The following is a 26,962-nucleotide window of genomic DNA, read 5'->3' on the forward strand; positions in this document are numbered from 1 at the left end:
CCAAGATAAACATACTCCGATTCAAGGAAAATAATTTCAAATGAGCGCTACCCTTTCCTTATTGCAGCGTTATCGTCACGCGTGGCGTGAGTCTTGGCACCAACGTAAAAACATGGACGTGTCGCCGCGACTGGCTCATGAATTACAGTTTTTACCGACGGCTTTAGAGTTGCAGGAAACACCGGTTCACCCAGCACCGAGAGTTTTCACCTGGACCATTCTGGGTTTTGCTGTATTGGCGTTGCTCTGGGCCTACATCGGCAAAATCGAGGTCGTGGCTATCGCCCCGGGAAAGGTCGTTCCCAATGGCAAGACCAAGTTGATTCAATCCAGTGAAACGGCGGTGGTCAGAGCGATCCACGTCAATGACGGCCAGTCGGTGAAAGTTGGCGAGTTGTTGGTTGAGCTCGACCCGACGGCGGCGAGCGCCGATGTCAGCCGGATCCAGAGCGAGCTGCTGGCTGCTCGTATCGACAGTGCGCGGAGTGCCGCCATGCTTGACGCGATCAATCAACAAAAGTCGCCGGCGTCGCTGGTAGGAACGATTGACAACGCCAACCCTGAGCAGGTACTCAGTGCCCAACGCTGGCTTCAAGGACAATATCAGGAATACCGCAGCAACCTGGAGTTGGTGGATGCAGAAATCCTCCAACGCAGCGCCGAAATCCAGTCTGCCCAGGCCCAGGTGGCTAGTCTGCGAAAAACGCTGCCGATTGCGACACGATTGGCCGAGGATTACCAACGGTTATTGAAGAAACAGTATGTGTCGCGGCATGAATATCTGGAAAAAGAGCAGACGCGACTGGATCTGCAACGTCAGTTAAGCGTACAGCAGGCCAGTGTCTTGCAGCACGCCGCCGCTCAGGACGAGGCGCGACGTCGGCGTGAGGCTGTTGTTGCGCAAAATCGCCGCGCCATGCTCGACCTGCAACAGGAAGCCAACAAAAAAGCAGCGACCCTGGTTCAGGAGCTGGCGAAGGCCCGCTATCAGGAAACCTTGACCAGCCTCAAAGCTCCGGTGGCCGGCACAGTTCAACAACTCGCTATCCATACTGTCGGTGGTGTGGTGACACCCGCTCAGCCGCTGATGGTCATCGTCCCCGCAGACCAATCGGTAGAAGTGGAGGCCAGGCTGGAAAACAAGGATGTGGGTTTTGTCCATGTTGGTCAACCGGTTACCGTCAAGGTGGAAACTTTTACTTTCACCAAGTACGGCACCGTTGACGGCGAAGTGCTCAACGTGTCGAACGACGCCATCGAGGACGAAAAGCATGGGCTCATCTATAGCAGTCGCATTCGCTTGAAGTCTGATCACGTGATGGTCAATGGTCAGCGAGTCCCACTGTCTCCGGGTATGTCGATCACGGCAGAAATAAAAACCGATCAACGTCGCGTGATCGATTATTTCTTGAGTCCATTGCAGCAACATATAGATGAAAGTCTGAGAGAACGGTGAGAAAACGGCGGGTCGTAAGAACAGCTCTGTGAACCCGGCTCGCTATATTCACCGTTTTCCGGGTTTGAGATAAATGACCGTTAATGTTTTTCGCAGCCTTGCTTTATTTGGAGTGATGAAATGAAAGTATTACGTATACACGAAAGGTTCAAAAACTGGCGAAATATTATTGTTTTCATGAGTTGCACCTTATTAATGGCCTGCTCTAAGTTCATTGATATATACAGACCTATTGACGTATCGAAGTCTGGTCAATCAGTCAAAATTGATTTTGAAATCAGCAAGGAAGGTAATTATCAGTTTGCCTTATTGTTTGAAACTGGGGAGGGTCATGATGAAATGGCAAGGCGGTTTAAGTTTTTTGGGAGAGCTGATAAAGATGGAGTAATAATCCCTGTTTCACTCCATATCGTTAAAGATGGCGAGATTTTTTTTGATAAGAAAATAAACGCTTCAGGGTCCGAAGGAGGGCGTGTCTTCAATTACGAAGAGAGAAGTATAAATACGGCTGTGAGAGAAATTAAAACATTTTCATTACCTCCCGGACGCTACTCTGCGGTAATTACCACCCTGGAGGATGTGCCTGATTTTAATGGAATTGAGAGTTTTGTCGAGTTCACCTATTACAATCCGAAAATTTAAAATGGTATCAGTATAAACAAAGGAAATATAAAAATTTGGAGTGACGAAATGAAATTATTACGTATACATGAAAGATTTAAAAACTGGCAAAGAATTATTGTTTTTATGAGTTGTATTTTATTAATGGCATGTTCTGAGCACATTAATATATACAGACCGATTGATGTGTCGCATTCTGACCAGTCAGTCAAAATTGATTTTGAAATCAGCAAGAAGGGAGATTATCAGTTTGCTCTGCTGTTTGCTAGAGGGCATGGTCATGATGAAATGAACAGGCGAGATGAGTTATTTGGGAGTATTTATGATGACGGGGTGACAACTCCCGTTTCTCTTCATCTGGTTAGAAACGGTCAGGTTTTTTTTGACGAAAAAATAAACGCAGGGGGATACGATGGGGGGCACTCCTTTGATTACGAAGAAAGAACGGTAACTACGGCGGTGCGAGAAATTAAAACATTTTCGTTACCCCCCGGACGTTACTCTGCTGTCATTACTACTCTGGAAGATGTCCCTGAATTTGATGGAATTGAGAGTTTTGTTGAATTCACCTATTACGATCCGAAGATTTAATTTATGTAGAAAAAACAAAGAGAAATAACAAAATTTGGAGTGAAGAAATGAAAGTATTATGTATACATGAAAGGTTCAAAAACTGGCGAAACATTATTATTTTTATGAGCTTAACCTTATTAATGTCCTGTTCTAGGCACATGGATATATATAGACCGATTGACGTATCGAAGTCTGATCAATCAGTCAAAATTGATTTTGAACTCAGCAAGGAAGGTAATTATCAGTTTGCCTTACTGTTTGAAACTGGGGAGGGTTATGATGAAATGGAAAGGCGGTTTAAGTTTTTTGGGAGAGCTGATAAAGATGGAGTAATAATCCCTGTTTCACTCTATATCGTTAAAGATGGCAAGATTTTTTTTGATAAGAAAATAAACGCTGCAGGGTACGAAGGAGGGCGTGTCTTCAACTACGAAGAGAGAAGTATAAATACGGCTGTGAGAGAAATTAAAACATTTTCATTACCTCCCGGACGCTACTCTGCGGTAATTACCACCCTGGAAGATGTCCCTGATTTTAATGGCATAGAGAGTTTTGTTGAATTCACCTATTACGATCCGAAGATTTAATTTATGTAGAAAAAACAAAGAGAAATAACAAAATTTGGAGTGAAGAAATGAAATTATTACGTATATATAAAAGGTTTAAAAATTGGCGAAATATTATTGTTTTTATGATCTTAACCTTATTAATGTCCTGCTCTAGGCACATGGATATATACAGACCTATTGACGTATCGAAGTCTGGTCAATCAGTCAAAATTGATTTTGAACTCAGCAAGGAAGGTAATTATCAGTTCACCTTACTGTTTGAAACTGGGGAGGGTTATGATGAAATGGAAAGGCGGTTTAAGTTTTTTGGGAGAGCTGATAAAGATGGAGTAATTATCCCTGTTTCACTCCATATCGTTAAAGATGGCGAGATTTTTTTTGACAAAAAAATAAATGCTAGGGGATACGATGGGGGACAGGTTTTCTATTACGAAGAGAGAAGGATAAATACGGCGGTGCGAGAAATTAAGACATTTTCACTACCCCCCGGGAGTTATTCTGTGGTTATTACCACCTTGAAGAATGCTCCCGCTTTTAATGGCATCGAGAGTTTTGTTGGATTCACCTATTACGATCCGAAGATTTAAAATGGTATCAGTATAAACAAAGGAAATATCAAAATTTGGAGTGAAGAAATGAAATTATTACGTATATATGAAAGGTTTAAAAATTGGCGAAATATTATTATTTTTATGAGCTGTACATTATTAATGGCCTGCTCTAAGTACATTGATATATACAAACCGATTGATGTGACACAGTCTGGTCAATCAGTTAAATTTGATTTTGAAATCAGCAAGGAAGGAAATTATCAATTTGCCCTGCTGTTTGCGACTGGGCGTGGTTTTGATGAAATGGAAAGGCGATTTAAGTTGTTCGGGAATCTTGATCATGATGGGATTGTTATCCCCGTTTCGCTTCGTTTGGTTAAAGACGGCAAGGTTTTTTTTGACAAGGAAATAAACGCGGTGGGGTATGGTTGGATACGTGCTTTCTATTACGAAGAGCGAAGGATAAATACGGCAGCGCGCAATATTAAAATACTAGAGTTACCCGCCGGACGCTACTCTGCTGTTGTTACAACCCTAGAGGATGTGCCTGCTTTTAATGGCATTGAGAGTTTTGCCGAGTTCACCTATTACAATCCGAAAATTTGATTCACATCTGTAAAAAAACAAGGAAATAACGAGTATGAAAAAGAAATATACTGTAACCTATAAAGTTGCTCCGATGGGGGCGAAATATATTTATCAGGCCGATAAAGTAAAACACAAAGCTGGAGACGTACATTCTTCATTTGGCGGTCATATGTGGTATGTTTTAAATGACGGCAACGGGAATAAAGCGAGTTTTGGCTTCGAGTCAAAGTATGACCAAATGCTTGGTGAAGGGAACATAACCATTTATGATGATGCGGCCTACCAACAGACTTCTTACGAAACCACCGTAGAATTGACTGAATTTCAGTACAACAGGTTAAAAGTTTTTTCAGAAGACCCATCGTTAGTTGGATTTGATGCTAAGCATTACAACGTGGCTAAAAACAGTTGCGTGGATTTCGTATTTGCATCATTAAAAGCCATTGGCTATAACGAAAAAGGTTCCAAGGGAGAACTGTTCCCTAATAATAATCCTATGCATTTGCGTGATATGTTGCAAAATAATGGAAGTCGAATTATCCGTGACAACTTGAGTCGTTATATTCGTTATAGTGACTTTTATTATCTGGACGATGAAAGTGGTCGAGCGTGTTTATGGCTTAGGCCAGAGGATACGAAAATCACTCTACCGATGAAGCCATTGATTAACATCGATATCGTGTCCACGCCAAAACCTCTGCGGCATATTCAGGGCGAAAACAAAGCTCAGCAGGATGTTGCTAACGGGTTTATACAAAATTCTGCAACACATAAAATATCTGCCGTCGGGGATATGCTCAATAAAACAGACTTTGCCTCCACCCAGATGGCAGGTCTTGCCACCGGTGGTATTCGTCCCGGTGAAATGCAGCTTGACCCCAATGTCCGACCTAATACCTATCTGTCAGAGTTCTATAAGCCTTTCTACCAACCCGGGGACACTAGTAAGCTGGATTTCGGCTTACGTAATGCTGTGACGTTGAACGGCTTGTCGGCGATGACAACGTTTAACACTTATGTTGACCCGCTGTTATTGGATCTGAGCGGCAATGGTGTGCATATGACTGACATTCGTGACGGCGTGCTTTTCGACATGGACAACAGTGGCACGCTTAAGCGTAGCGGCTGGGCGGATCGCAATACGGGAATACTGGTGATCGATGATGGTAGCGGTCAGATAAAAAATGCCAGCCAGATGTTTTCCGAATACTACGGTGGCAAGGCTGGGATAAACGGTGCTGCTGGCGAAAAAAAATTCAAGGAGGGTTTCGGTGCCTTAGCCAGTGAAGATGCCAACAAAGACGGCGTGATTGATGAACGTGATCCGATCTGGAGTAAATTACGGGTCTGGGTTGATGGCACCCACGATGCAAAAGTCGATGCGGGCGAACTCAAGACACTGGCGGAATGGGGTATTACTCAGATAAACGCCCGGGCTTCGAACAAAACAGAAGTGCGTGATGGGAATAAGGTCGTTGCCAGTGGGTCGTTTACTATCAATGGTAAAACTCAGGAAGTGCTGGCCGTCGATTTTCTCGGTGACCCCGTCAGCAATACCCTAAGTACTGAGGGAGCGGGCACGCGAGTGACCTCCACACACAACGATATCACAACCACGGCTTACGCCAGTCAGAGTGAAACAGATGAAACCCTAAATGCGGAGCAACTGGGAGTCAGCAATCTGTATGGTGGCAGCGGCAATGATACGCTGATTGCGGCAAAAACTGGCAGTTGGCTGGTCGGGGGCGCAGGGAGCAATACCTATGTCGGTGGTACCGGCGATGATGTTTTTGTTATCAGCGCTTCTGACGATACGAAAAACATTCACGGCAATGGCGGGCACGATACGGCGATCATTGTCGGTAACCAAGGCGTGGAGCTGAACATGGGTCAAGCCAGTTTAACCATCGCCGAAGGTGGGAGCGGCAACGATACTATCATAAGCGGTAGTGTCAACGGTGTCTTTATCAAGGGGGGCTCCGGCAATTCGACTCTGATAGGTGGCATGGGTAACGACGTCCTGGTCGGCGGCAGCGGGCGCAACACCATCGTTGGTGGCACGGGTAAGTCGGTTATCTATGCCGGTCCTCAGGGTGACACAGTTTACGCCTCCCAAGGCGGCAGTATTATTCACGCCGGTGGCGGCGATGATAAGATTTTTGGAGGCTTTGGTGACGACGTGATCGAAGTGGGTCACGGCAATGCTACGATTGATGGGGACGGCGGGATCAACATAGTCAGCCTGCACGGTAACCACGGCGATTATCAAATCACCCGTACCGACAGTGGGTATGTGGTGGCCGACAAGGTTGCCGGGCGTGACGGTACGGTAACGCTGAAAAATATCCAGAAACTCAATTTCGCGGATATTTCGGCGGTTGATTTACAAACACCCAATGCGATGCCTGTCGAGGATGTTCTCACTCACGACAAGGACGGCAAGGTTTTTGATCGTACTCAGCCACATCTGATTGCCGCAGAAAGTCTGTTGGCTAACGATCAACACCTTAACAGTCAGGGTGCCCTGCGCATTGCCAATGTTGGGGATGCGATAGGCGGTACGGTCAAACTCACAGCCCAGGGCGATGTCTTGTTTACGCCGGATGCAGATTACACCGGTGTCATTAGCTTTAAATATGGTGTAACTGACGCAGCCGGTAATCCATCAGCATCGGTAGTCGATCTAAGCAGTGGGGAAACCGCGCCGATGCGCGCCGTGGCGACATTATTGACCCCGGAAGTCCCGCTCGATCCATTAGCTGCTCAACAATGGTATCTGAGCGATGCCAACATTCTGCCGGTCTGGAAGGACTACACCGGCAAAGGGGTACGCATTGGTCAGTTCGAGCCGGGCGGTAAGTTTGCTACCGCGCCTGAAATATTTGATGTCAATCACCCCGACCTTGCGGCGAATGTTGACAAAGCTTGGTTGCAGACTCAACAAACCAATGGCACTTTGCCGAACGTGGTGTCGAACCACGCGACAATGGTGGCGGGTGTGATGGTCGCGGCGAAAAATAATAGAGGTGGCGTCGGGGTTGCCCATGATGCTACGTTGGGCGGCTATTATCTGGCCAATGACGGTGCCGATCTTGCGGGACTGGGACATATGGTCAGTTTTGACGTTGCCAACAATAGCTGGGGATTTGCCAACGATTTCGTACTCAGCAGCTTTCAGGACGGCTCTATAGATACTGCCGCGTCGCTGAGCATGAATGCGCAGTACGCGGCGGCCAATGGTCGTGGCGGATTGGGTACCGTCATCGTGGCGGCGGGCGGCAACCACCGTGCAGAAGGCGGCAATGCCCAAGGGTCACTGACCAATAACAACCGCTTTTCGGTGGAAGTCGGTGCAATCAACGCACAGGGCGATTTGTCGACTTTGCAGATTGGCTCCTCTCCGTTCTCCAACCCGGGAGCCAGCCTGTTGGTTTCGGCACCGGGCAGCAATGTCGTGTCTACCAGCTATATGCTGAAAACCGAACGTGGTTCAACTTTTGGCAATGACTACACCAGCATGCAAGGCACCAGCTTTGCCGCTCCGATAGTCTCCGGTGTCGTTGCGTTGATGCTTGAGGCCAACCCGAACTTAGGCTATCGGGATGTGCAGCAGATCCTTGCTCTATCCGCTCGCAAGATCAATGACCCATCTACCGCATGGAGCGATAATAGTAGCCATAGCTGGAATGGCGGCGGCATGCATACCAGCAACGATTACGGTTTTGGTCAAGTCGATGCGCGAGCCGCTGTTCGCTTGGCCGAGTCTTGGATGACTCAAAGCACCGCTGCCAACGAGTACGTCTATAGCGCATCCAGCGGCCCTCTGGGGAAAACTTTGGCAGCGGGTGAGACGCTGACGTCGTCCATCGCCATGAATGCCGGTCTGAATGTCGAGCATGTCGAGATCGATTTTGACGCCCAGGCAGGCCGTCTTGGTGATCTGACGCTCAAACTGATCTCTCCCGATGGCACTCAGAGCATATTGCTCAATCGTCAGGGTAAGGTTCCAGACGGCATGCCGGGCGCGAGTGCGACCGATCTGGGGAGTAGCCAATCGGGGACGTTCAAATACAGCTTTATGTCGACCCATGATTTTGGTGAACGCTCGGCTGGCAACTGGACCCTACAGATGACCGACGCTAATTCCGGCCTGCCGGTCACATTAAATGCCTGGTCGCTACGTTTGTACGGCAGTAAGAGCACCTCGGATGACACTTACTTTTACACCGACGAATATATCCAATCGGTGGTCGGGCAGGCCAACCGCGCGGTGCTGGATGACGTAGCCAATGGCGTGGCGGGAGGGCGTAATACCCTCAATGCGGCAGCTGTTTCGCGGGATACCTCAGTCAACTTGCTGACAGGTGTTGCCAGCATTGGCGGCACAGCGTTGACGATAAAGAATCCGTCGAGCATTCAGAATATCGTTACCGGCGATGGCAACGATACGCTGGTCGCTGGTAATGCCGATGCATTGCTTGATGGCGGGCGTGGAAACAACACACTGGCAGGAGGCGCGGGTAAGGACTTCTTTGTGGTCCATCGCCGTGAGGCAGGCAGTGATGTTATCAGCAACTTCGAGGCGGCTCGTGGTGAAATCATCGATCTGGTAGGATTTCGTGGAAAAACGTTTGCCGATCTGTTGCTGACGCAGCAGGGGGCGGATGTTAAGGTCGATCTGGGTAAGGGGCAGAGCATTGTCCTGAAAAATCAGACACTCGCCGGGATCGGTGCGACGAACTTCAAGTTCCAGGACACCTTTATCGCCCCGATGGCTTACACGAGTAGTGACGCCTCAACGCTCCAGCCACAAGAAGGTTTGGGAACCGTGATCCTTAAGGGCGGCGGCAAGGGCGTCATGCTCACTAGCGATGCTCAGGGTCAGATGAAATTTAGCTTGAATGGAACGATCTATAGTCATGACAGTGCGGCGTCAGACGTTTTTGTGGTGGCAGCCCAACCGGGTGTCAAGGACTACAAGAATGCATTACGTGGGTTCCGTCACGGCATAGATAAAATTGATTTGCGTCAAACCGGCGTCACTGATTTCAGCCAACTCACAATTGCTAAGAGTCATCGTGGCACAATCAACGGCCTGTCACAAATTCATGGCGTTGAGGTGGTCTTTAATGGGGCCAGCGGTACTGATTCAAACGTGAAGTTGCTGTATCTCGATACTCTGGATATTTCGCAGGTCGATGCGGCCGACTTCCTTTTTGCGGAGCTTACGCCGGATTTGGTCCCAACGGTCAAGCCAGTGGTGACGCAATCTCTTGATAAACCGACGGTGACTGTACCGGGTTCATTGACACCAATTGTCGACCCTCTTGGCGTTGATAAGCCTTTACCACTTTCCCCTATCGACCTGAAGCCGATTAGTATTCCCCCAAGGAAGCCGGTTAGCATTCCCCTTATTGACTGGAATCTGACTAAAATTTCTTCTATTGATATTGACCGGGATATGATTAAAGTTACCCCTGTTGAGCTGAATCCGACCAGAATTAACACTGGCCTTGTCGACCTGAGGTCGCGTTTTGACCAGAATGTTGACCGGATGTCACTGATTGACCGGAAGCCGATTAGCACTCCTCCTGTTGAGCCGCGCACAACGCTTAACGTTCCGAAAATTGAGCCAGCAGTGGAACCTACACCGGTGACCACTGACCCTAATTCCATTACGGTCCAAAAAACTTTTGGCGAGGTTACCTTGGGGGACGAGAGTAAGACTGTCAATGTGAAAGCCGTGGGCGTCAAAATGGTTGCGGGTAACGGTGACAATACAGTCAATGTGGCAGAATCGATGTCAAATATTACGCTGGGTAATGGTAATAACGTCATTGTCGGAGATATCGACAAACTAACAGTCGGACATGGTAACAATAGTATCACTGATACAGGAGGGAGGGCGGCAATGAAGGTAGGGGACGGTAATAACCATATAGTGTCTAGTGGTACTATGTCGCGAGTGGAAGTAGGGAATGGTGATAACCATATCGTGACCAGCGGTACTATGTCGAAAGTGAAAGTCGGGGATGGTAATAACCATATTGTGACCAGTGGTACTATGTCGACGGTAGAAGTCGGGCATGGGGACAACGATTTGGAATTTAGTGGTAAGATGGGGAATTTAGTGTTCGGAAAGGACATCAGCCCTGAGCGTCTGTGGTTCCAGCATGAAGGGCAGGATCTGCAAATTTCGGTCATTGGCAGCAAGCAGGAGGTCACACTGCATAATTGGTATGCCAGTTCTTCCGAACGACTAGGTAGCATCATGGCGGGTGACGATCATCGGTTGACGGACCGTAATGTCGAAAATCTTGTCCAGGCGATGGCTGCCTTCGCGCCGCCGACACCTGCGACCACAATGCTCGGCGATGTCGAGCAGCAGCGGCTGCAACCTGTGCTGGCAGCCAACTGGCACTGATCGGTAACAAGGCCCGCGATGGTTATCGCGGGCCTTTATAATAAATAGGTGAATCGCGCCGTTTAAATGTAAGCGCCCCAGATGAGGACGTCTGTCTTTCGACGGGCAAAATGTTCATCTTTTGGGGCGCACTTCAATTGGGCTAGGGTTTACGGGGTAATTGTTAAAAACAGATGGACGTCGGGTAATTGATTATTTTATCAGTCCGTTGCAGGTTTATCACTGTGGTTCCAAATTCAGCATAAGAATCTTAGAACGGCGCTGATAGTTATATAACACTTGTTTCTGAATCGGTAGCATTGAGAGTTCTGCGGGTTCAAAACCTCGCTCTTGGAACCAATGAATGCTGCGGGTAGTCAGAACAAACAGTTTTTCTAGTCCGAACTGTTTGGCGTGTTCCGCAATGCGATTCAGTAATACTTCACCTCTTAAAGAGCTGCGGTATTTAGGATGAACCGCTAAACAAGCCATTTCGCCAATTTTCTCCTCAGGATAAGGGTAGAGCGCAGCACAGGCGATAGTCAGGTTGTCGCGTTCGATAATGATGAATTTATCAATTTCTCTCTCAAGTTGTTCTCTTGAACGGCGAACCAGAATACCTTGTTGTTCCAGTGGGCGAATAAGTTCGAGAATACCACCAATATCATTGATGTTAGCGCGGCGTATTTGTTCTGCACTTTCCATCACTATTTGAGTGCCAATACCATCTCGGGAGAATAATTCTTGAAGTAGAGAACCATCTGCCTGATAACTTAATAAATGGCTGCGACGAACGCCACGACGGCAAGCTTTTACTGCACTTCGTAAAAAACGGACTGTACCTGAATAGTAGTCACCTTTGACTTCTTGCTCTTTAATCAGTTCCGGTGCTTGATTAAGAAAAATTTCCGATAGAATTTTTCCGTCTTTGTCTTGTACGCCTTGAGTAGAACAGAAACCAATCAGTTTTTCAGCCTGTAGTTTGATAGCCAACTGAGTAGCAACATCTTCAAATGCCAGATTAAAACTCTCTCCGGTAACAGAAACCGCAACAGGGCCAATTAGCACGATTGCGCCATTGTCTAATTGGCGATTTATGGCATGTTCATCGATACGGCGAATTTTTCCGCTGTGGCAATAATCCACACCATCATCAACGCCAAGAGGTTGAGCAATAATGAAGTTACCGCTGACAACACTAATATTGGCTCCTTGTAACGGAGTATTATTTAGGTTCATAGAAAGACGTGCGGTAATATCCAGTTGCAGCAAACCAGCAGATTGTTTGACTAATTCTAATGTTTTATTATCGGTTACACGGGTATGTTTGTGGTAAATCGGTTTGTAATGATGGTCTGCAAGATTTTGTTCAATTTGAGGTCTGGCGCCATAAACGACGACCAGGCGGATACCCAAACTATGCAGTAATCCTATATCGTTGATAATATTGGTAAAATTTTCATGAGCAATAGCCTCTCCACCAAGCATAATAACAAAGGTTTTACCACGATGTGCATTGATGTACGGAACAGAATGACGAAATCCTTCAACTAATTCGGTGCTGCGTTCTTTCATAACAGACTCTCGATTGAATTTTTATTCGTAATTTATGCTTTTTTATTCCTTTTGAGAGAAAATGGCAAGAGGCAATTCAGATAAAAACATTTTCATATACCTGTAGACGTTAATAATTTGCAAAATATAAGATGCTGTTTATTGATGACAGCATAATGCCGATTGGTTAAAGTTTTTAATTCGATCGTTTCTTTGGTGAATATCACCCTGAGTGTTTGTATTTTATGAATGGAATATTAAGTAGATGAGTCATTCAGATCATAATCTGTCACGACGTCGTTTGTTGCAGGGAGCCGCAGCGATGTGGTTACTTAGTGTTAGCCAGGTGGGTTACGCAGCGTCAGCAAATGTTATAGCGGTACGTATTTGGCCAGCATCCAGTTATACCCGTGTGACTCTTGAATCCAATATTCCACTCAAATATCGCCAGTTTGTGTTAAAAAATCCAAATAGAATTGTGGTTGATCTTGACGGTGTACAACTGAATCACACTCTAAGCGGGATGGGGGAGCAGATTCAATCCCGTGATCCTTATCTTAAACTGGTGAGGGTAGGGCAGTTTAATCCTAAAACTGTTCGCTTGGTGTTCGAAGTTAAGCAATCGGTCAACCCACATATGTTTATTTTGAAACCAGTGGCGAAATTTAAACATCGTTTGGTATTGGATATTTATCCGGCAGCGAGGGTTAATACGGATGATGATCCATTACTTGCTCTACTTGAAGAGTACAATAAAGGTCATTTAGCAGAAGATTTACCAGTGGAAAAGCCAAAGTCAGGTAAAGCAGGTAAAGACAGGCCGATCATTATCATGCTTGACCCTGGACATGGCGGGGAAGATCCTGGCGCTATTGGCAAATATAAAACTCGTGAAAAAGACGTTGTTTTGCAAATTGCCCGTCGATTAAAAACGCTTATTCAGCGTGAACCGGGTATGAAAGTTTATATGACCCGTAATGAAGATGTGTTTATCCCGCTAAAAGTCCGGGTGGCAAAAGCGCGTAAAATGCGAGCTGATCTCTTTGTTTCTATTCATGCTGATGCCGTTACTAACCGAGTTGCCCGTGGTTCTTCGGTTTTTGCACTCTCGACTAAAGGTGCAACCAGTAATACCGCACGTTTTCTAGCCCAGACGCAAAACGAAGCTGACCAAATTGGCGGAGTAAGTAAAAGCGGTGATAAGTATCTGGATCATACGATGTTTGATTTGTTACAAACTGCGACAATCAATGACAGCCTTAAATTTGGTAGCGAAGTGCTTAAGCGTATGGGCAAAGTGAATAAATTGCATAAAAATCGGGTGGATCAAGCTGGATTTGCGGTACTGAAAGCACCAGATATCCCTTCGATTCTGGTAGAGACTGCGTTTATTAGCAATTTGGAAGAGGAGCGGAAACTGAAAACCGCACGTTTCCAGCAGCAAGTCGCAGAGTCAATTTTTGCGGGTATCAAAGCTTATTTCAAGAATGGTGGTAATTTGGCAATTTGAGCTTGCCGCTATGGGTAATTTTTGCTGTTAAACAGGGAAGGAGGCTATTTTCCTTTAGCCTATACTCCCCCCCTATTTAGTGGGTAGTGATAGGTTGAACTGCCAGGCGCAAGCCCATGACACGCAGAATCGCGCTTAGACTTCTAACTTCCGGGTTGCCCTCGGCTGACAAGGTGCGATAGAGCTGGTTCGGATTCAACTCAGCTTCCTTGGCCACGTTACGAACTCCGCCGAAAGCCTTGGTCATTTGGCGAAGGGCAATCAGTAACTCGGCTTGTTCGCCATCTTCAAGGATGCTGTTTAGTAGCTCAATCGCGTAAGCCGGGTCTTTGCGGAACACCTCGGCCATTGTGTCGTCGTGTGATCTATCTTTCATTACTTGTTCTCCTATCTGTTTCTACTCTTCCATTCACGCCAGTATTCACATGCTTTGGCTATGTCTGCGTTTTGCTTACGTTTGTCGCCGCCACAGAGCAGAAGAACTACAGTTAAGCCAGATTTGGCGTAATAGACACGATACCCCGGCCCTATGTCAATGCGCAGTTCCCAGACACCTTCGGACAAGGGTTTGTGATCGCCAAAGTTACCCAGTTCCATGCGCATAATGCGTCGGTCAATGGCAATTTGAGCCTTGGTGTCACGTACTTGTTCTCGCCATTCTTCAAAGACATCACGTCCGTTGTTGTCGATATGTTGTTGTCGATATAGTGTCGTATCTCATTCATGGCTTTGTTATCGTTTATAAACGATAATCTGTCAAGCCAGAAATGACTATATGTGGATATTTATCATTAAACTGAGAGCAGATACGATGGCGACAAAATTATCTAAAAGTCATTATGAAGTTGCTTTTGGAGTTTGTATGCTGAAATGCATAAAGAATTGGTTGCGGGGGCCGGATTTGAACCGACGACCTTCGGGTTATGAGCCCGACGAGCTACCAAGCTGCTCCACCCCGCGTCCGTATAGATATTCTGAGTAGCGAAAATTGGTTGCGGGAGCCGGATTTGAACCGACGACCTTCGGGTTATGAGCCCGACGAGCTACCAAGCTGCTCCATCCCGCGTCCGTATTAGAACCTACTTTGTATTTTCCTGCATCACTAGCGCCTGCTGGAATCGGTTCCATTCGCAAATATTGAACTACTTTATAGTATTGGTTGCGGGAGCCGGATTTGAACCGACGACCTTCGGGTTATGAGCCCGACGAGCTACCAGGCTGCTCCATCCCGCGTCCGATGCGGGCACTATACTCAGGATAAGATCTGTTGCAAGTTTTTTTATTAATTATTGTTTGTTTCGTTACGTTTTTGATTAGTTACTCTGCGTATTGATGTTTTTCTATTCGTTTGTGTCGTTGTTTTGTTAAGTTATTTTTTTTATGGTAAGTTTCATCGTTTCTATTGGTTTAGTATTTTGTTCGCCACAGAGTTATGTTGGTAAGAGAGAAAACAACAATGAAATACTGGGGTAAGTATCTGTTGTGTGGAACCGTGATTTCACTGTTGGTTGGATGTCATTCTCGCCCAACAGAACAGGGCCAACAATATAGAGATGGTCATATTGCTCAGGATTTACGGCTGGTTAATCAACCTAATGCGCAGGGTAAGCCAGTTAATGCAAAGGATTTTTCAGAGCAGGTTGCGCTGATTAGTCAGTCTGCTCCTCGTCTGTATAATCGTAATAGTTTAACTTTTGACGCTGTTCAAAACTGGATGCTAGCGGGTGGTGAAACCAGTAAGTTGAATCTGTTTAATTTACGCGCTTACCAGATGGAAGGTGTGGATAATTACGGTAACGTCCAATTTACCGGCTACTATACGCCAGTGTTACAAGCTCGTCGTGTTAAACAGGGGGAATTTAAATATCCTCTGTACCGGATGCCGCCTAAGAGTAAATACCGTTTACCAAGCCGAACTGAAATAGACAATGGCGCTCTTAGCCCCAGTCTGATTATTGGTTATAGTCGTTCACTGATTGATAATTATATTATGGAGGTACAAGGGAGTGGTTATGTCGATTTTGGTGATGGTGAGCCACTGACTCTTTTGGGTTATGCCGGTAAGAATGGGCATATTTACCGGAGCATTGGCAAGTTGCTGATTGAGCGCGGAGAAATTGCGCAGGAAGATATCTCTATACTGGCGATTCGTAAATGGACAGAATCTCACAGTGAGGCAGAAGTCCGTGAGCTGTTGGAGCAGAACCCATCATTTGTTTTCTTTAAACCTGAAAACTATGCGCCGGTACGAGGTGCGAGTAGTGTTCCTTTAATTGCAAAAGCTTCTGTGGCCGCTGATAAAATGCTTATTCCACCAGGAACAACCCTGTTAGCAGAGATACCTCTGTTGGATAGAGAGGGTAAATTTACCGGTCAGTACCAGATGCGGCTGATGGTTGCATTGGATGTTGGTGGGGCGATAAAGGGACATCATTTCGATATCTATCATGGTATTGGTGGGGCGGCGGGTATAGCGGCCGGTTTCTATAACCACTATGGTCGGGTTTGGGTGTTAAAAAAAGCGCCGCCGACCATGTTGATGGTAAATCAGTGATTGCTTTTCATAAATTTTATAACAGGTTTTCAGGATTGATATTCAGTAATGCAAACTTCTCTTTCTGATGCATATATGCAGCGCTTTGCGGGGACTGCCCGTTTATATGGTCAAAAAGCGCTCTCTTTGTTTTGCCATTCTCATGTTTGTGTCGTGGGTATCGGTGGTGTTGGCTCCTGGGCGGCTGAGGCTTTGGCTCGTACAGGAATCGGTGCGATCACCTTGATTGATATGGATGATGTTTGTATCACCAATACCAACCGCCAATTACATGCTTTAAAACAGCATATTGGGCAACCAAAGACTGAGGTGATTGCCGAGCGTATTCTGGCAATTAATCCAGAGTGCAAAGTGACTTGTGTTGATGATTTTCTCACACCCGATAATGTTGAAGAGATGATGGCGGTTGGATTTAGTTATGTGATTGATGCTATCGATAGTGTCAGGCCGAAAGCTGCGCTGTTGGCTTATTGCCGCCGCCATAAAATTCCGCTGGTGACAACCGGTGGAGCAGGAGGGCAACTTGATCCTACACAGATTCAGGTTGTTGATTTGGCAAAAACGGTTCAGGACCCTTTAGCGGCTAAACTGCGAGAAAGGCTGAAATCTGATTATCGTGTTGTGAAGAATGGCAAAGGTAAATTGGGCATCGATTGTGTGTTTTCAACCGAGCAATTGGTTTATCCGCAGAGTGATGGTTCTGTTTGTGCCGCGAAAAGTACCGCAGAGGGAGCTAAGCGTATGGATTGCGCTTCTGGTTTTGGTGCCGCAACGATGGTCACGGCGACATTTGGATTTGTTGCGGTTTCCTATGCCTTGAAAAAAATGGTGGCTAAAGCGCAACGTCAGGGTGATCTTTGATATACCCGTTATCTTTCAAGTTGCCTCTTTGTTGGCGGCACTCGCTCACCCCGGTCACATAGTTACCTATGCTTCCGGGGATTCACTCCCTTGCCGTCGCGATCCATCTTGAAATCCATAGGGTATATAAGATGTTGCGGCGTTCTGCACAGTATTGATTAGCGATTTGACGCCGTTTAACTGTGAGCCACTTATCTGTTGTTCCAGCCCTAGTTGGTGGAACAGTGCCAATAGGTTAGTTGCTAAAACTTGTTCCGGTGTTTTGCCTTCTACGGCAGTTAAGATTACCGCCAGCAGGCCTTTTACAATGCGGCCTTCGCTGTCACCATAAAAATGTAAATCGCCATCTGGTAGTAATTGATGCCCTAACCAAACCCGGTTTTCACAGCCGGACATTTCAGTGTCTTGCTGTTTCAAGTTCTCTGGTAATGCGGGCAGTTTCTTTGCCAGTAAGATTAACTGGCGATAACGATCTTCCCATTGGCGGCATTGGTCAAAGGTTGCAATGAGCTGTTGTTGGCTGATTTCCCGGCCAAATGGGTGTGGTGCAATCCGGTTTTCAGCGGTTTGAGTCATAATGTCATTCGTCCTGTAATTCATTCATCCTGTAATAGAGAAAGGCCAAATTTTACTGCCTGAATTAAAGCATCGGCATCCTGTTGGTTGTTGTAAGGCATAAAGGAGGCGCGCAAACAGCCGCTGATGCCTAACGCTTCGATCAAGGGTTGAGCGCAATGCTGACCGGAACGTAAAGCAATATTTTGTTCTGCCAGAATGGCGGCCAAATCACTGTGATGGATGTCGGTAAAATTAAAAGCCAATAAGCTGGAACCGGCAATGCGATAGCTGATAAATCCGGGTAAAGCGGAGAGTTGTGCTTCGGTATAATCAGCAAGTGCGACTGCATGGGTTTCGGCTTTGGCAATATCAATATCTTTCAACCATTCCAGCGTGGCAGAAAAACCAATAATACCTGCAACATTCGGTGTACCCGCTTCAAACCGGAAAGGTACCGCTTCGGGTATAAAACCGCTGAATGAAGTGTGGGAAAGCATTTTTCCGCCACCTTGCCAAGGAGACATAGCATTAAGAAGCTCACTTTTGCCGTAAAGTATACCAACGCCGTTCGAACTATAGAGTTTATGAGCAGAGAATGCGTAGAAATCGATATCTGATTGTTGAACATCAATGGGATTATGAACAACGCCTTGGGCACCATCCACAACGACCAGGCAACCATGTTGGTGTGCTATTGCAGTTATTGCAGCGAGATCAACTGCTCCGCCAGTCACATTGGACATCTGGCTGATGGCTATCAATCGGGTGTGTTCGTTTAGCAGTTCAGGCAAAATGTTGATATCAGGCAATTTGTCATTGCCTAAAGGCCATTTAATAACCTTGGCACCGATTTGCTCTGCCAACATTAACCACGGTATCAGATTGGAATGGTGTTCCTGCTCACTCACGATAATTTCATCATCGGGCTGGAGATGAGGGCGGAAATAACTTTGAACAACTAGATTGAGGGATTCTGTTGTTCCTTTTGTCCAGATAATATTTTCAGCTTTTGGGGCGTTAATGAATTCAGCAACTCGTTGCCGGGCCTGTTCATAGCGGGATGTAATTTCCAGTGCTGCTTTGTGTTGGCTACGATGTACGGTAGCGCTACTGTTTCGATAATAATCTTGAGTTGCCTTTATCATGGCTTGTGGTTTGAGTGCAGTGGCTGCACTATCCAGAAATACCGTCTGTTGTTGTGATGGAAATTGTTGTAATGGAAATTGTTGTAGCGCTGGAAATTGCTGGCGGAACTGTTCTGGTTCGAACTTTTTCATAGATGTATTAATTTTGTTTTGGTGGTGATGGGGCTTAACCATTTGTTTCTGGCTGAAAATGGATAGGTTATTACATGGAATAATATTGCCACGTTCCACGCCTTATGCCAAAAAAAAAGCACCGCAACTGCGGTGCATTAAAAAATCACTATGGACAGACAGGGTAAATGTACAGAAAGTGAAAAAAACAGTAGCTTGAGCTACAGGGTCCGGTTTCCCAGACAACTTGCAAACACAACATCACAACCACAAAGCCAAAAGTTTCATAGCGTTAAGCTGATTCACTTTTCGTTCCGGCTTAGGAAGTGGCGCCACTATAGGGATTTACTGGTGTATCCTCAATGGACAATTTATAATGATTCGGATTACAAAAACTAATAACTAAATATAAAGAGTTACCGGTATCGCCAACATTACATAAGGGCTCACATGTCCAAACGTTTACCTCCACTTAATGCGTTGCGGGTTTTTGATGCCGCAGCGCGCCATTTAAGTTTTACTAAGGCGGCTGAAGAGTTATTTGTGACGCAGGCCGCAGTTAGCCACCAGATGAAAAGTCTGGAGGATTTTCTTGGATTGAAGTTGTTTCGTCGTCGCAATCGATCACTATTGTTGACTGAAGAAGGTCAAAGCTACTATCTGGACATTAAAGAGATATTCACGGCGATAAATGAAGCAACACGTAAACTTCAAGCTCGAAGTGCCAAAGGAGCTTTGACGGTTAGCCTTTCACCTAGCTTTGCTATCCAGTGGTTGGTTCCAAGGTTGTCCAGCTTTAATTTAGCTTATCCCGGCATTGATGTCAGAATACAGGCGGTAGACAGAGAAGAAGATAAGCTTGCTGATGATGTTGATGTTGCCATATTTTATGGTCGTGGAAATTGGCCGGGGTTACGCACTGATCGTCTTTACGCAGAATATTTGCTTCCCGTTTGTTCTCCTTCGTTATTGACTGGAGAAAATCCTTTGAAGACCCCCGCAGATTTGGCGCGTCATACGTTGTTACACGATTCTTCTCGTCGTGACTGGCAAGCGTATGTACGCCAGCTTGATATGCAGCAGCAGATAAATGTTCAGCAAGGACCGATATTTAGCCATAGTGCAATGGTGATCCAAGCCGCTGTTCATGGGCAAGGTATTGCACTGGCAAATAATGTCATGGCTCGGACTGAAATTGATGCGGGGCGCTTAGTTTGCCCATTTAATGATGTGTTAGTGAGTAAGAATGCATTTTACCTTGTTTGTCATGACAATCAGGCTGAATTGGGGAAAATTGCCGCATTCAGACAATGGGTTTTGGCACAGGCAGCCAGTGAGCAGGAGAAATTGGGCTTTATTACCAATGAGTAAGAGCGGAATAAGGCATTCGAGCTGTAAGAGCTCTCAGATAGAAGAAAAAGGAAGATAACAGTGAATAGTCGCTTAATGCTTATCTTTGCTGGCTTCAGTGGGTTTTTCTATGTGGCGTTTGGTGCTGTAGGGTCACATTTATTATCTCCGATGATGGAAAAATATCAGATAAGTTGGATTGATCTCGGTCTGCAATATCAGGGGATTCACACTCTGGCAATGATGGCGATGTCTGCCATGCTAATGCGTAAAGTTGTGCTCTGGTTTTACTGGAGTGGCGTTTTTTTTGCAGTAGGTATTTTGTTGTTTAGTGGCAGTCTCTATTGTATGGCTTTATTGCAGGTTAAATTTTTCGCTTATATTACGCCAGTTGGAGGATTTAGCTTTCTTATCGGCTGGTTTTTAGTATTAATTGGCGCTTTGCGTCTAAGGAAATCGGCGCTTCGCCATGAATAAAATTGCTTTATATTGCCGCCCTGGTTTTGAAAAAGAGTGTGCAGCAGAAATCACTGATAAGGCGGGTCAAAAAGAGATTTACGGTTTTGCCCGGGTGAAAGACAACAGTGGTTATGTCCTGTTTGAGTGTTATCAATATGAAGATGCCGATCGGCTGATTCGTGAGATCCCATTTCGGGAGCTGATTTTTGCCCGCCAGATGCTGGTCGTGGGTGAATTATTGCGAGATTTACCTCCTGAAGATCGGATAAGCCCGATTGTCGGTATGCTGCATGGTGTCATTGAGCGTGCAGGTGAATTACGGGTTGAGGTGCCTGATACTAATGAAAGTAAAGAGTTATTAAAATTCTGTCGAAAATTTACTGTTCCGCTGCGTAATGCTATGCGTCAGGAAAAGATCTTGCAGATTCGGGAAAACGTTAATCGCCCGGTGATACACGTTTTCTTTATCGCTCCGGGTTGCTGTTATGTTGGTTATTCTTACAGTAACAATAATTCGCCATTTTATATGGGTATTCCTCGGTTGAAATTTCCTTCGGATGCACCAAGTCGTTCAACATTAAAACTGGAAGAAGCCTTTCATGTTTTTATCCCACATGACGAATGGGAAGAGCGGTTGGCTAGCGGTTTGTATGCGGTTGATTTAGGTGCATGCCCTGGTGGTTGGACTTACCAACTGGTGAAACGTAGTATGATGGTTCATGCGGTAGATAATGGCACGATGTCGAAAAGTTTGATGGATACGGGGCAAGTTAAACATCACAAAGTTGATGGTTTTAAGTTTGAGCCTTCGACAAAAAACATTTATTGGCTGGTATGCGACATGGTGGAAAAACCAGCAAAAGTGACGCAGTTAATGGCAGATTGGTTAGTTAATGGCTGGTGCCGGGAAGCTATTTTTAATCTTAAATTACCCATGAAAAAGCGTTATGAAGAAGTTGCTCATAATTTGCATAAAATGAACTTGCAATTAAAAGAGGGGGGTATAAATGCACAAATTCAGGCAAAACACCTTTATCATGACAGGGAAGAAATAACGGTTCATGTTCGTCGTATTTGGTCTGCTTATGCAGCTAGCCGGAATGATTACTGATTCACTATTGTTCATCATCATTCTGGAATAACTCATAAAATAAGATTTCCTAAATCGCCTCAGCTATATCCTGAGGCGTTTTTTTTCAGTATTGAATAGCATTATTGCATTTTATCTCTTATTACCGTGCGAAGTAAAATGAGTGTATTAGAATGATTTAATTAATTTTTTAGCTAAGAAAGTATTACATAATACTCTATGTGTGTGGTGATTATGATTTAATGTAACAATGAATATTGTATGATTTATGTCGTAAAATTGTTGATTTTTTTACTTCATTTAAGGTAAATATAAAAATAAATATATTATTATAAGCGTTTAATTAAACGTGAAATTAATGTGAAATAATTCAATAAATTAAGATTATAAAATGGAAAATAATGCAATAGATTATTTTTTAATTGGTTTTATTAATGTTTTAAATATGGGGTTTAATTGTAATGTTAAATATAAATAATGTTTATTTGATATATACCCGTCATCTTTCAAGCTGCCTCTTTGTTGGCTGTACTCACTCACCCCGGTCACATAGTTATCTATGCTCCCGGGGATTCGTTCCCTTGCCGTCGCGATGCAACTTGAAATCCATAGGGTATAGATTTAAATTGCTGTTTTATATTTAATATATTTATGAATTAACCAGCTATGTTGATATTATTATTTTATATTCAAAAACCAAAAATATAATTTAATTATATTATGATGGAGTGCTTTATAATAAATGAAATATTAACTACTCTGTGATATATGTTTTTTATTTATTTAATCAAGTTGTTATTAATTTATTGATTCGTTAATTTATTAATAATATATAGGTGTTTACTGATTTAGGGCCTTTTCATATGAGTCATATCGTTCAATATTGCAGTCAAAGGTGGTCGATTATTCTGATTTTGTCTATTTATATAACGGCTTGGGATAATCTCAGATTAAAATTATTAATAATAATGTTATAAATTTTTTAAAGTTTACTTCATAGATAGTTAGATAAATAGATAATTAATTCGTAAGAAAATACCGCTAAGAAATTAGCGGTATTTTTTTCGCCTTAAAGAGTTATGTTATATAAAACAATCGTTTATTTGTTTTATGTTATTTTTATCACGTTTATATTAAAAAAATATGTTAATTGCTTTTTACATAATTAACTTTAGTGTTACGTTTATGTGAAAGGGATTTTAGTTGTTAATTTGTATGACCAAGGGCGGTCTGTTGTTTTCAGGTTTTATTGACTTGTATTTAATTAAATAAAAAGAATTTTACATCTAAGTCCTGAATTTATGGAGAAATATATGTCTTTAAAGAAGAAAATTTCATACTCGGAAGACGTTAGCGGTTCAGAAAAAGCAAATGAGTTGCTGAAATGGTTACAGGCTTATATACCAGGTAAAGATTCTAATATTGTCGTTGAGCATGAGCCTAGTAAAGATGCTGCTAAAGAATTAATCCGGGGTGATTATCGTTGGGGGCATCAGGACGACGATAAATCTAACGCTTTCCAATTAAAGTATACTTTCCTGGAGAGTAAGCCGGATAATATGCCGTGGCATATTTCTGAATTTTCAGCATTTAATGAAGAACAAAAAGCGGCTGCAAAACTGTCAATACAATCTTGGGCTGATGTTGCTAATATTAATTTCGTTGAAACCACTGATGTCAAAGAGGCAAATATCACCTTTGGATTCTTTGATGTTAGCTTGACGGGGAGCTATGCGTTTGCTTATCTGCCAACCCCCGAGAAGACACAGATAGGAACTTGGTATAACGCGAAAAGCCGTACTTTCTTAAACAACGATATCGACGTGAATGGTTATGGCCGTCAGACGTTTACGCATGAAATTGGCCATACTCTAGGGTTGCAACATCCGGCTGATTATAATGCGTCTGATAAGGTCAGCCCGTCTTATAAGAACAGCGCTACTTATTTTGAAGATAGCCGTGCTTATACCATCATGAGTTATTTTGGTGAGAAAAATACGGGTCAGGACTTTAAAGGTATTTATTCTTCTGCACCCTTACTCAACGATATTTCTGCCATTCAGGCGGTATACGGCGCGAATAGTACCATCCGTGCTGATGACACAGTATATGGTTTTAATTCCAACACAGATCGTGACTTCTATACCGCAAAAGATGAGAACAGCAAACTGTTGTTCACCGCTTGGGATACAGGGGGTAATGATACGTTTGATTTCTCTGGTTTTACTCAGGATCAACGTATCAATCTGAATGAAGCTTCTTTCTCTGATGTCGGTGGGCTGAAAGGAAACGTCTCTATTGCCCGTGGTGTCACGATTGAAAATGCGATTGGTGGCAGTGGTAATGACGTTTTAATCGGGAATGATGCCGCCAATACTCTGAAAGGTGGCGCGGGTGATGACATCATTTACGGTGGCTTGGGAGCAGATAATCTTTGGGGTGGGGAAGGCAAAGATACCTTTGTCTACCTGAGTGCCAAGGAATCACCTCCTCTTGAGCGTGATTGGATCCATGACTTTGTTTCCGGTGAAGACAAGATTGATGTATCACTGTTTGATCTGGGTGACGCCGGGAAGGGTGGCGTTAAATTTGTAAGGGAATTCACGGGGGAAGTCGGAGAAGCTGTGCTTCGTTATAACACGGTTGATAAGGTGAATGATTTCGCCATTAATTTGGGCGGTAAATTTTCCTACGATGATTTTTGGGTGAAGATTGTTGGAGAACCCATATTAGAGTCTGATTTCATCCTTTCGTAACACAACAACACAACCGCATCTGACTTAGATGCGGTTATTTGTTTGGAGGCGGCATGGTTTTTGCAGCTTGGTATCTGAAATTTGCATTCTTTGTTGCTCTGACATTCAGCATTAGCGGAGGAAGTATGGCTGGTAGTCTTGATCTCCCACACGCGAGTGAATTGAAAGGCGTGTGGCAATTGTCGGATAAACATCAACAATGCGATGTGTTATTGACTGACCATCCCTTACCAGAGGGATCAATTTGGTCACTTAATGGTAATAACGATTGTTTAGCGTATATGTTTGGCGAAGTGCCTGCCGGTTGGCGGCCAACTCCAGATGGACTCACAATTACTGATGAACAGGGGAGTGGTTTGGCTTTTTTTGCTCATGAGCCAGATGGTTGGTTTGCCCGCTTTGCCGATGGTCGGGAATTAATGATAAAGCCCAATAAGACTAATAAGAAAAATGAATAAGAAAGGAAACATTAACATCAGATAGTTATATTTTTAAAAAAATAAAAATAAGGAAATAGTGTGAAACTACTGCTCCCGAAGGATGAAATTACTGATGTCATTCGTGCTCGTAGCCGGGTATTCTGGGCTATCGGGTTGTTCACTGCTTTTATTAACTTGCTGATGTTAGTTCCGTCTGTTTATATGTTGCAGGTTTATGACAGAGTATTGCCGTCGGGCAATGAAATCACTTTGCTGATGTTGACTCTGATTACCCTCGGCATGTTTGCCATGATGGGAATGCTGGAATATATCCGTAGCATGATTGTTATCCGTATTGGCAGCCAGCTTGATATGAAGCTGAATAACCGGGTTTATACCGCATCTTATGAATCGAATCTGAAAAATGGCACTACTGATGCTGGTCAGATGCTCAATGACTTGGCCAATATCCGCCAGTTTTTGACGGGTAACGCCTTGTTTGCCTTTTTTGATGCCCCTTGGTTTCCAATCTATCTGCTCGTTATTTTTCTTTTTAACCCCTGGCTTGGTCTGTTGTCACTGGGCGGTGCACTGGTATTGATTGCCTTGGCTGTATTGAATCAGTGGTTATCAAGTCAGCCGTTATCCGAAGCCAGTAAACTCTCTCTACGTTCAGCAAGTCTTGCTAGCACTAATTTACGTAATGCCGAAGTCATAGAGGCGTTAGGTATGTTGCCGGTGCTACGTCGGAGATGGTTTGGATTACATGAGCGTTTCCTGGATTTCCAGCGCATTGCTAGTGAGCGGGCTTCAGTGATTAATTCAGTCACTAAAACAGTGCGTTTGGCCTTGCAGTCACTGATCCTTGGATTAGGGGGCTGGTTAGCGATTGGTGGGCATATTACGCCGGGTATGATGATTGCGGCTTCAATTTTGATGGGACGTGCACTTTCACCGATTGAACAACTGATTCAAGCCTGGAAAGGCTGGAGTGGTGCTCGTTTGTCATGGCAACGGTTAACCAACCTGTTGGAACAACAACCGGAACGTAAACCGGGAATGTCATTGCCGGCGCCAAAAGGAAGTTTAGCCGTGGATAAAGTTTCCGCAGCGCCGCCGGGAAGAAACAGTAAGGTTGTTTTACAGGATATTAGCTTTTCGTTGGATGCCGGTGATGTGATGGGATTAATTGGTCCCAGTGCGTCTGGGAAATCGACTCTTGCCCGGTTACTGGTTGGAATATGGCCGGCACAGGAAGGCGTTGTTCGTCTGGATAATGCAGATATTTATCAGTGGAATAAAGATGAACTGGGCTCCTCAATCGGTTATTTACCGCAAGATATTGAGTTGTTTGGTGGCACTATTGCTGAAAATATTGCTCGTTTTAATGAAGTGGAGCCAGAAAAGGTGGTACAGGCGGCAAGGAAAGCGGGCGTTCATGAGCTGATATTAGCACTTGATAAGGGCTATGACACCGTGATTGGTGCTGGCGGAGTTGGATTATCTGGTGGGCAGAAACAGCGAATTGGCCTTGCTCGTGCATTATATGACGAGCCGTCATTGGTCGTGTTGGATGAGCCTAATTCTAGCTTGGATGAGGCAGGGGAAAGAGCATTGAATGAGGCGATTTTTCAGTTAAAAGCACAAGGAAAGACAGTGATTGTGATTACTCACCGCACCTCATTGCTATCACAGACAAACAAAATATTGCTACTGGTTCAGGGGAAAATGAAGATGTTCGGTTCATCTCAACAGGTGATGGCCGCTTTATCACAAAGGAATAATAGTCAGGAACATTCTGCGACTAAGGCAGTCCCACAGGCATCATAGGTAA

General features: G+C 44.6%; 22 protein-coding genes and 3 tRNA genes. 16 read left to right on the plus strand and 9 right to left on the minus strand.

Annotated elements, in window-relative coordinates:
- The first annotated feature begins 40 nt into the window (after window positions 1-40).
- From AAC155_RS07010 to AAC155_RS07040, 7 genes are all read left to right on the plus strand, one after another.
- Window positions 41-1,456, plus strand: coding sequence for an HlyD family type I secretion periplasmic adaptor subunit (locus tag AAC155_RS07010; RefSeq protein ID WP_113041562.1), 1,416 nt, complete (start codon window positions 41-43; stop codon window positions 1,454-1,456).
- A gap of 120 nt (window positions 1,457-1,576) precedes the next feature.
- A complete protein-coding gene (locus AAC155_RS07015; protein ID WP_113041563.1) occupies window positions 1,577-2,098 on the plus strand; it encodes a DUF5625 family protein in 522 nt (173 codons plus the stop codon).
- A 48-nt stretch (window positions 2,099-2,146) separates the two neighbouring features.
- Window positions 2,147-2,668, plus strand: coding sequence for a DUF5625 family protein (locus AAC155_RS07020; protein WP_113041564.1), 522 nt, complete (start codon window positions 2,147-2,149; stop codon window positions 2,666-2,668).
- 47 nt (window positions 2,669-2,715) lie between these two features.
- Window positions 2,716-3,237 carry a DUF5625 family protein gene (locus AAC155_RS07025; protein ID WP_113041565.1) on the plus strand — a complete coding sequence of 174 codons (522 nt, stop codon included), beginning with the start codon at window positions 2,716-2,718 and terminating at the stop codon, window positions 3,235-3,237.
- 47 nt (window positions 3,238-3,284) lie between these two features.
- A complete protein-coding gene (locus tag AAC155_RS07030) occupies window positions 3,285-3,806 on the plus strand; it encodes a DUF5625 family protein (protein WP_113041566.1) in 522 nt (173 codons plus the stop codon).
- A gap of 48 nt (window positions 3,807-3,854) precedes the next feature.
- Complete coding sequence (locus AAC155_RS07035; RefSeq protein WP_113041567.1) at window positions 3,855-4,376, plus strand: DUF5625 family protein; 522 nt, start codon at window positions 3,855-3,857, stop codon at window positions 4,374-4,376.
- A 34-nt stretch (window positions 4,377-4,410) separates the two neighbouring features.
- A complete protein-coding gene (locus tag AAC155_RS07040) occupies window positions 4,411-10,782 on the plus strand; it encodes a S8 family serine peptidase (RefSeq protein WP_113041568.1) in 6,372 nt (2,123 codons plus the stop codon).
- A gap of 219 nt (window positions 10,783-11,001) precedes the next feature.
- On the opposite strand, the gene argA is transcribed toward AAC155_RS07040, so the two are convergent.
- Window positions 11,002-12,336: an amino-acid N-acetyltransferase gene (gene argA / locus AAC155_RS07045; protein ID WP_113041569.1), complete on the minus strand. Its 1,335-nt coding sequence runs from the start codon at window positions 12,334-12,336 to the stop codon at window positions 11,002-11,004.
- 244 nt (window positions 12,337-12,580) lie between these two features.
- Here argA and amiC point away from each other — a divergent pair, with 244 nt between their 5' ends.
- Window positions 12,581-13,825: an N-acetylmuramoyl-L-alanine amidase AmiC gene (amiC, locus tag AAC155_RS07050; protein ID WP_113041570.1), complete on the plus strand. Its 1,245-nt coding sequence runs from the start codon at window positions 12,581-12,583 to the stop codon at window positions 13,823-13,825.
- Between the two features lie 76 nt (window positions 13,826-13,901).
- Here amiC and AAC155_RS07055 read toward each other — a convergent pair whose 3' ends face one another.
- The 5 genes from AAC155_RS07055 to AAC155_RS07075 all read right to left on the minus strand — a co-directional run bounded on the left by AAC155_RS07055 (window position 13,902) and on the right by AAC155_RS07075 (window position 15,058).
- Window positions 13,902-14,201, minus strand: coding sequence for a helix-turn-helix domain-containing transcriptional regulator (locus AAC155_RS07055; protein ID WP_113041571.1), 300 nt, complete (start codon window positions 14,199-14,201; stop codon window positions 13,902-13,904).
- Window positions 14,202-14,212: 11 nt separating this feature from the next.
- The gene (locus tag AAC155_RS07060; protein ID WP_113041572.1) at window positions 14,213-14,515 is read right to left on the minus strand and encodes a type II toxin-antitoxin system RelE/ParE family toxin; all 303 of its coding nucleotides are present in this window, start codon (window positions 14,513-14,515) and stop codon (window positions 14,213-14,215) included.
- Window positions 14,516-14,708: 193 nt separating this feature from the next.
- Window positions 14,709-14,785, minus strand: a tRNA-Met gene (locus tag AAC155_RS07065).
- Between the two features lie 29 nt (window positions 14,786-14,814).
- Window positions 14,815-14,891: transfer RNA gene (locus AAC155_RS07070), tRNA-Met, on the minus strand.
- A 90-nt stretch (window positions 14,892-14,981) separates the two neighbouring features.
- Window positions 14,982-15,058 (minus strand) — tRNA-Met (locus tag AAC155_RS07075).
- Between the two features lie 223 nt (window positions 15,059-15,281).
- Here AAC155_RS07075 and mltA point away from each other — a divergent pair.
- Together mltA and tcdA are read left to right on the plus strand one after the other, a co-directional pair.
- The gene (mltA, locus tag AAC155_RS07080; RefSeq protein ID WP_113041573.1) at window positions 15,282-16,379 is read left to right on the plus strand and encodes a murein transglycosylase A; all 1,098 of its coding nucleotides are present in this window, start codon (window positions 15,282-15,284) and stop codon (window positions 16,377-16,379) included.
- Window positions 16,380-16,427: 48 nt separating this feature from the next.
- Entirely contained in the window at window positions 16,428-17,240 is an 813-nt protein-coding gene (gene tcdA / locus AAC155_RS07085) for a tRNA cyclic N6-threonylcarbamoyladenosine(37) synthase TcdA (protein WP_113041574.1), read from the plus strand.
- Window positions 17,241-17,306: 66 nt separating this feature from the next.
- On the opposite strand, the gene csdE is transcribed toward tcdA, so the two are convergent.
- Complete coding sequence (gene csdE / locus AAC155_RS07090) at window positions 17,307-17,816, minus strand: cysteine desulfurase sulfur acceptor subunit CsdE (protein ID WP_113041589.1); 510 nt, start codon at window positions 17,814-17,816, stop codon at window positions 17,307-17,309.
- A gap of 20 nt (window positions 17,817-17,836) precedes the next feature.
- Entirely contained in the window at window positions 17,837-19,075 is a 1,239-nt protein-coding gene (gene csdA, locus AAC155_RS07095; protein WP_113041590.1) for a cysteine desulfurase CsdA, read from the minus strand.
- 429 nt (window positions 19,076-19,504) lie between these two features.
- Here csdA and AAC155_RS07100 point away from each other — a divergent pair, with 429 nt between their 5' ends.
- From AAC155_RS07100 to rlmM, 3 genes are read left to right on the plus strand one after another with little or no spacing between them, the layout of a single operon-like run.
- Window positions 19,505-20,425: a transcriptional regulator GcvA gene (locus tag AAC155_RS07100; RefSeq protein WP_112876495.1), complete on the plus strand. Its 921-nt coding sequence runs from the start codon at window positions 19,505-19,507 to the stop codon at window positions 20,423-20,425.
- Window positions 20,426-20,485: 60 nt separating this feature from the next.
- Complete coding sequence (locus AAC155_RS07105) at window positions 20,486-20,881, plus strand: DUF423 domain-containing protein (protein WP_112876496.1); 396 nt, start codon at window positions 20,486-20,488, stop codon at window positions 20,879-20,881.
- On the plus strand, window positions 20,874-21,974 hold the full coding sequence (gene rlmM / locus AAC155_RS07110) for a 23S rRNA (cytidine(2498)-2'-O)-methyltransferase RlmM (RefSeq protein ID WP_113041575.1): 1,101 nt from the start codon (window positions 20,874-20,876) through the stop codon (window positions 21,972-21,974). Before AAC155_RS07105 ends, rlmM begins: the two co-directional genes overlap by 8 nt.
- Window positions 21,975-22,364: 390 nt before the next feature.
- Here the strand turns inward: rlmM and AAC155_RS07115 are convergent, their stop codons facing one another.
- Complete coding sequence (locus AAC155_RS07115) at window positions 22,365-22,502, minus strand: hypothetical protein (protein ID WP_158536512.1); 138 nt, start codon at window positions 22,500-22,502, stop codon at window positions 22,365-22,367.
- A 752-nt stretch (window positions 22,503-23,254) separates the two neighbouring features.
- Here AAC155_RS07115 and prtA point away from each other — a divergent pair.
- The 3 genes from prtA to AAC155_RS07130 are packed head-to-tail and all read left to right on the plus strand — an operon-like array spanning window position 23,255 to window position 26,958.
- Window positions 23,255-24,709, plus strand: a complete 1,455-nt coding sequence (gene prtA, locus AAC155_RS07120; protein WP_267483517.1) for a serralysin — start codon at window positions 23,255-23,257, stop codon at window positions 24,707-24,709.
- A 53-nt stretch (window positions 24,710-24,762) separates the two neighbouring features.
- Window positions 24,763-25,167 (plus strand): protease inhibitor Inh/omp19 family protein, encoded by a 405-nt coding sequence (locus AAC155_RS07125; RefSeq protein WP_113041577.1) that lies wholly within the window; start codon window positions 24,763-24,765, stop codon window positions 25,165-25,167.
- A 60-nt stretch (window positions 25,168-25,227) separates the two neighbouring features.
- Complete coding sequence (locus tag AAC155_RS07130) at window positions 25,228-26,958, plus strand: type I secretion system permease/ATPase (protein WP_113041578.1); 1,731 nt, start codon at window positions 25,228-25,230, stop codon at window positions 26,956-26,958.
- Window positions 26,959-26,962: the final 4 nt, after the last annotated feature.

It is taken from the genome of Photorhabdus sp. HUG-39 (assembly GCF_963878365.1).
GTDB classification, from domain to species: domain Bacteria; phylum Pseudomonadota; class Gammaproteobacteria; order Enterobacterales; family Enterobacteriaceae; genus Photorhabdus; species Photorhabdus kayaii.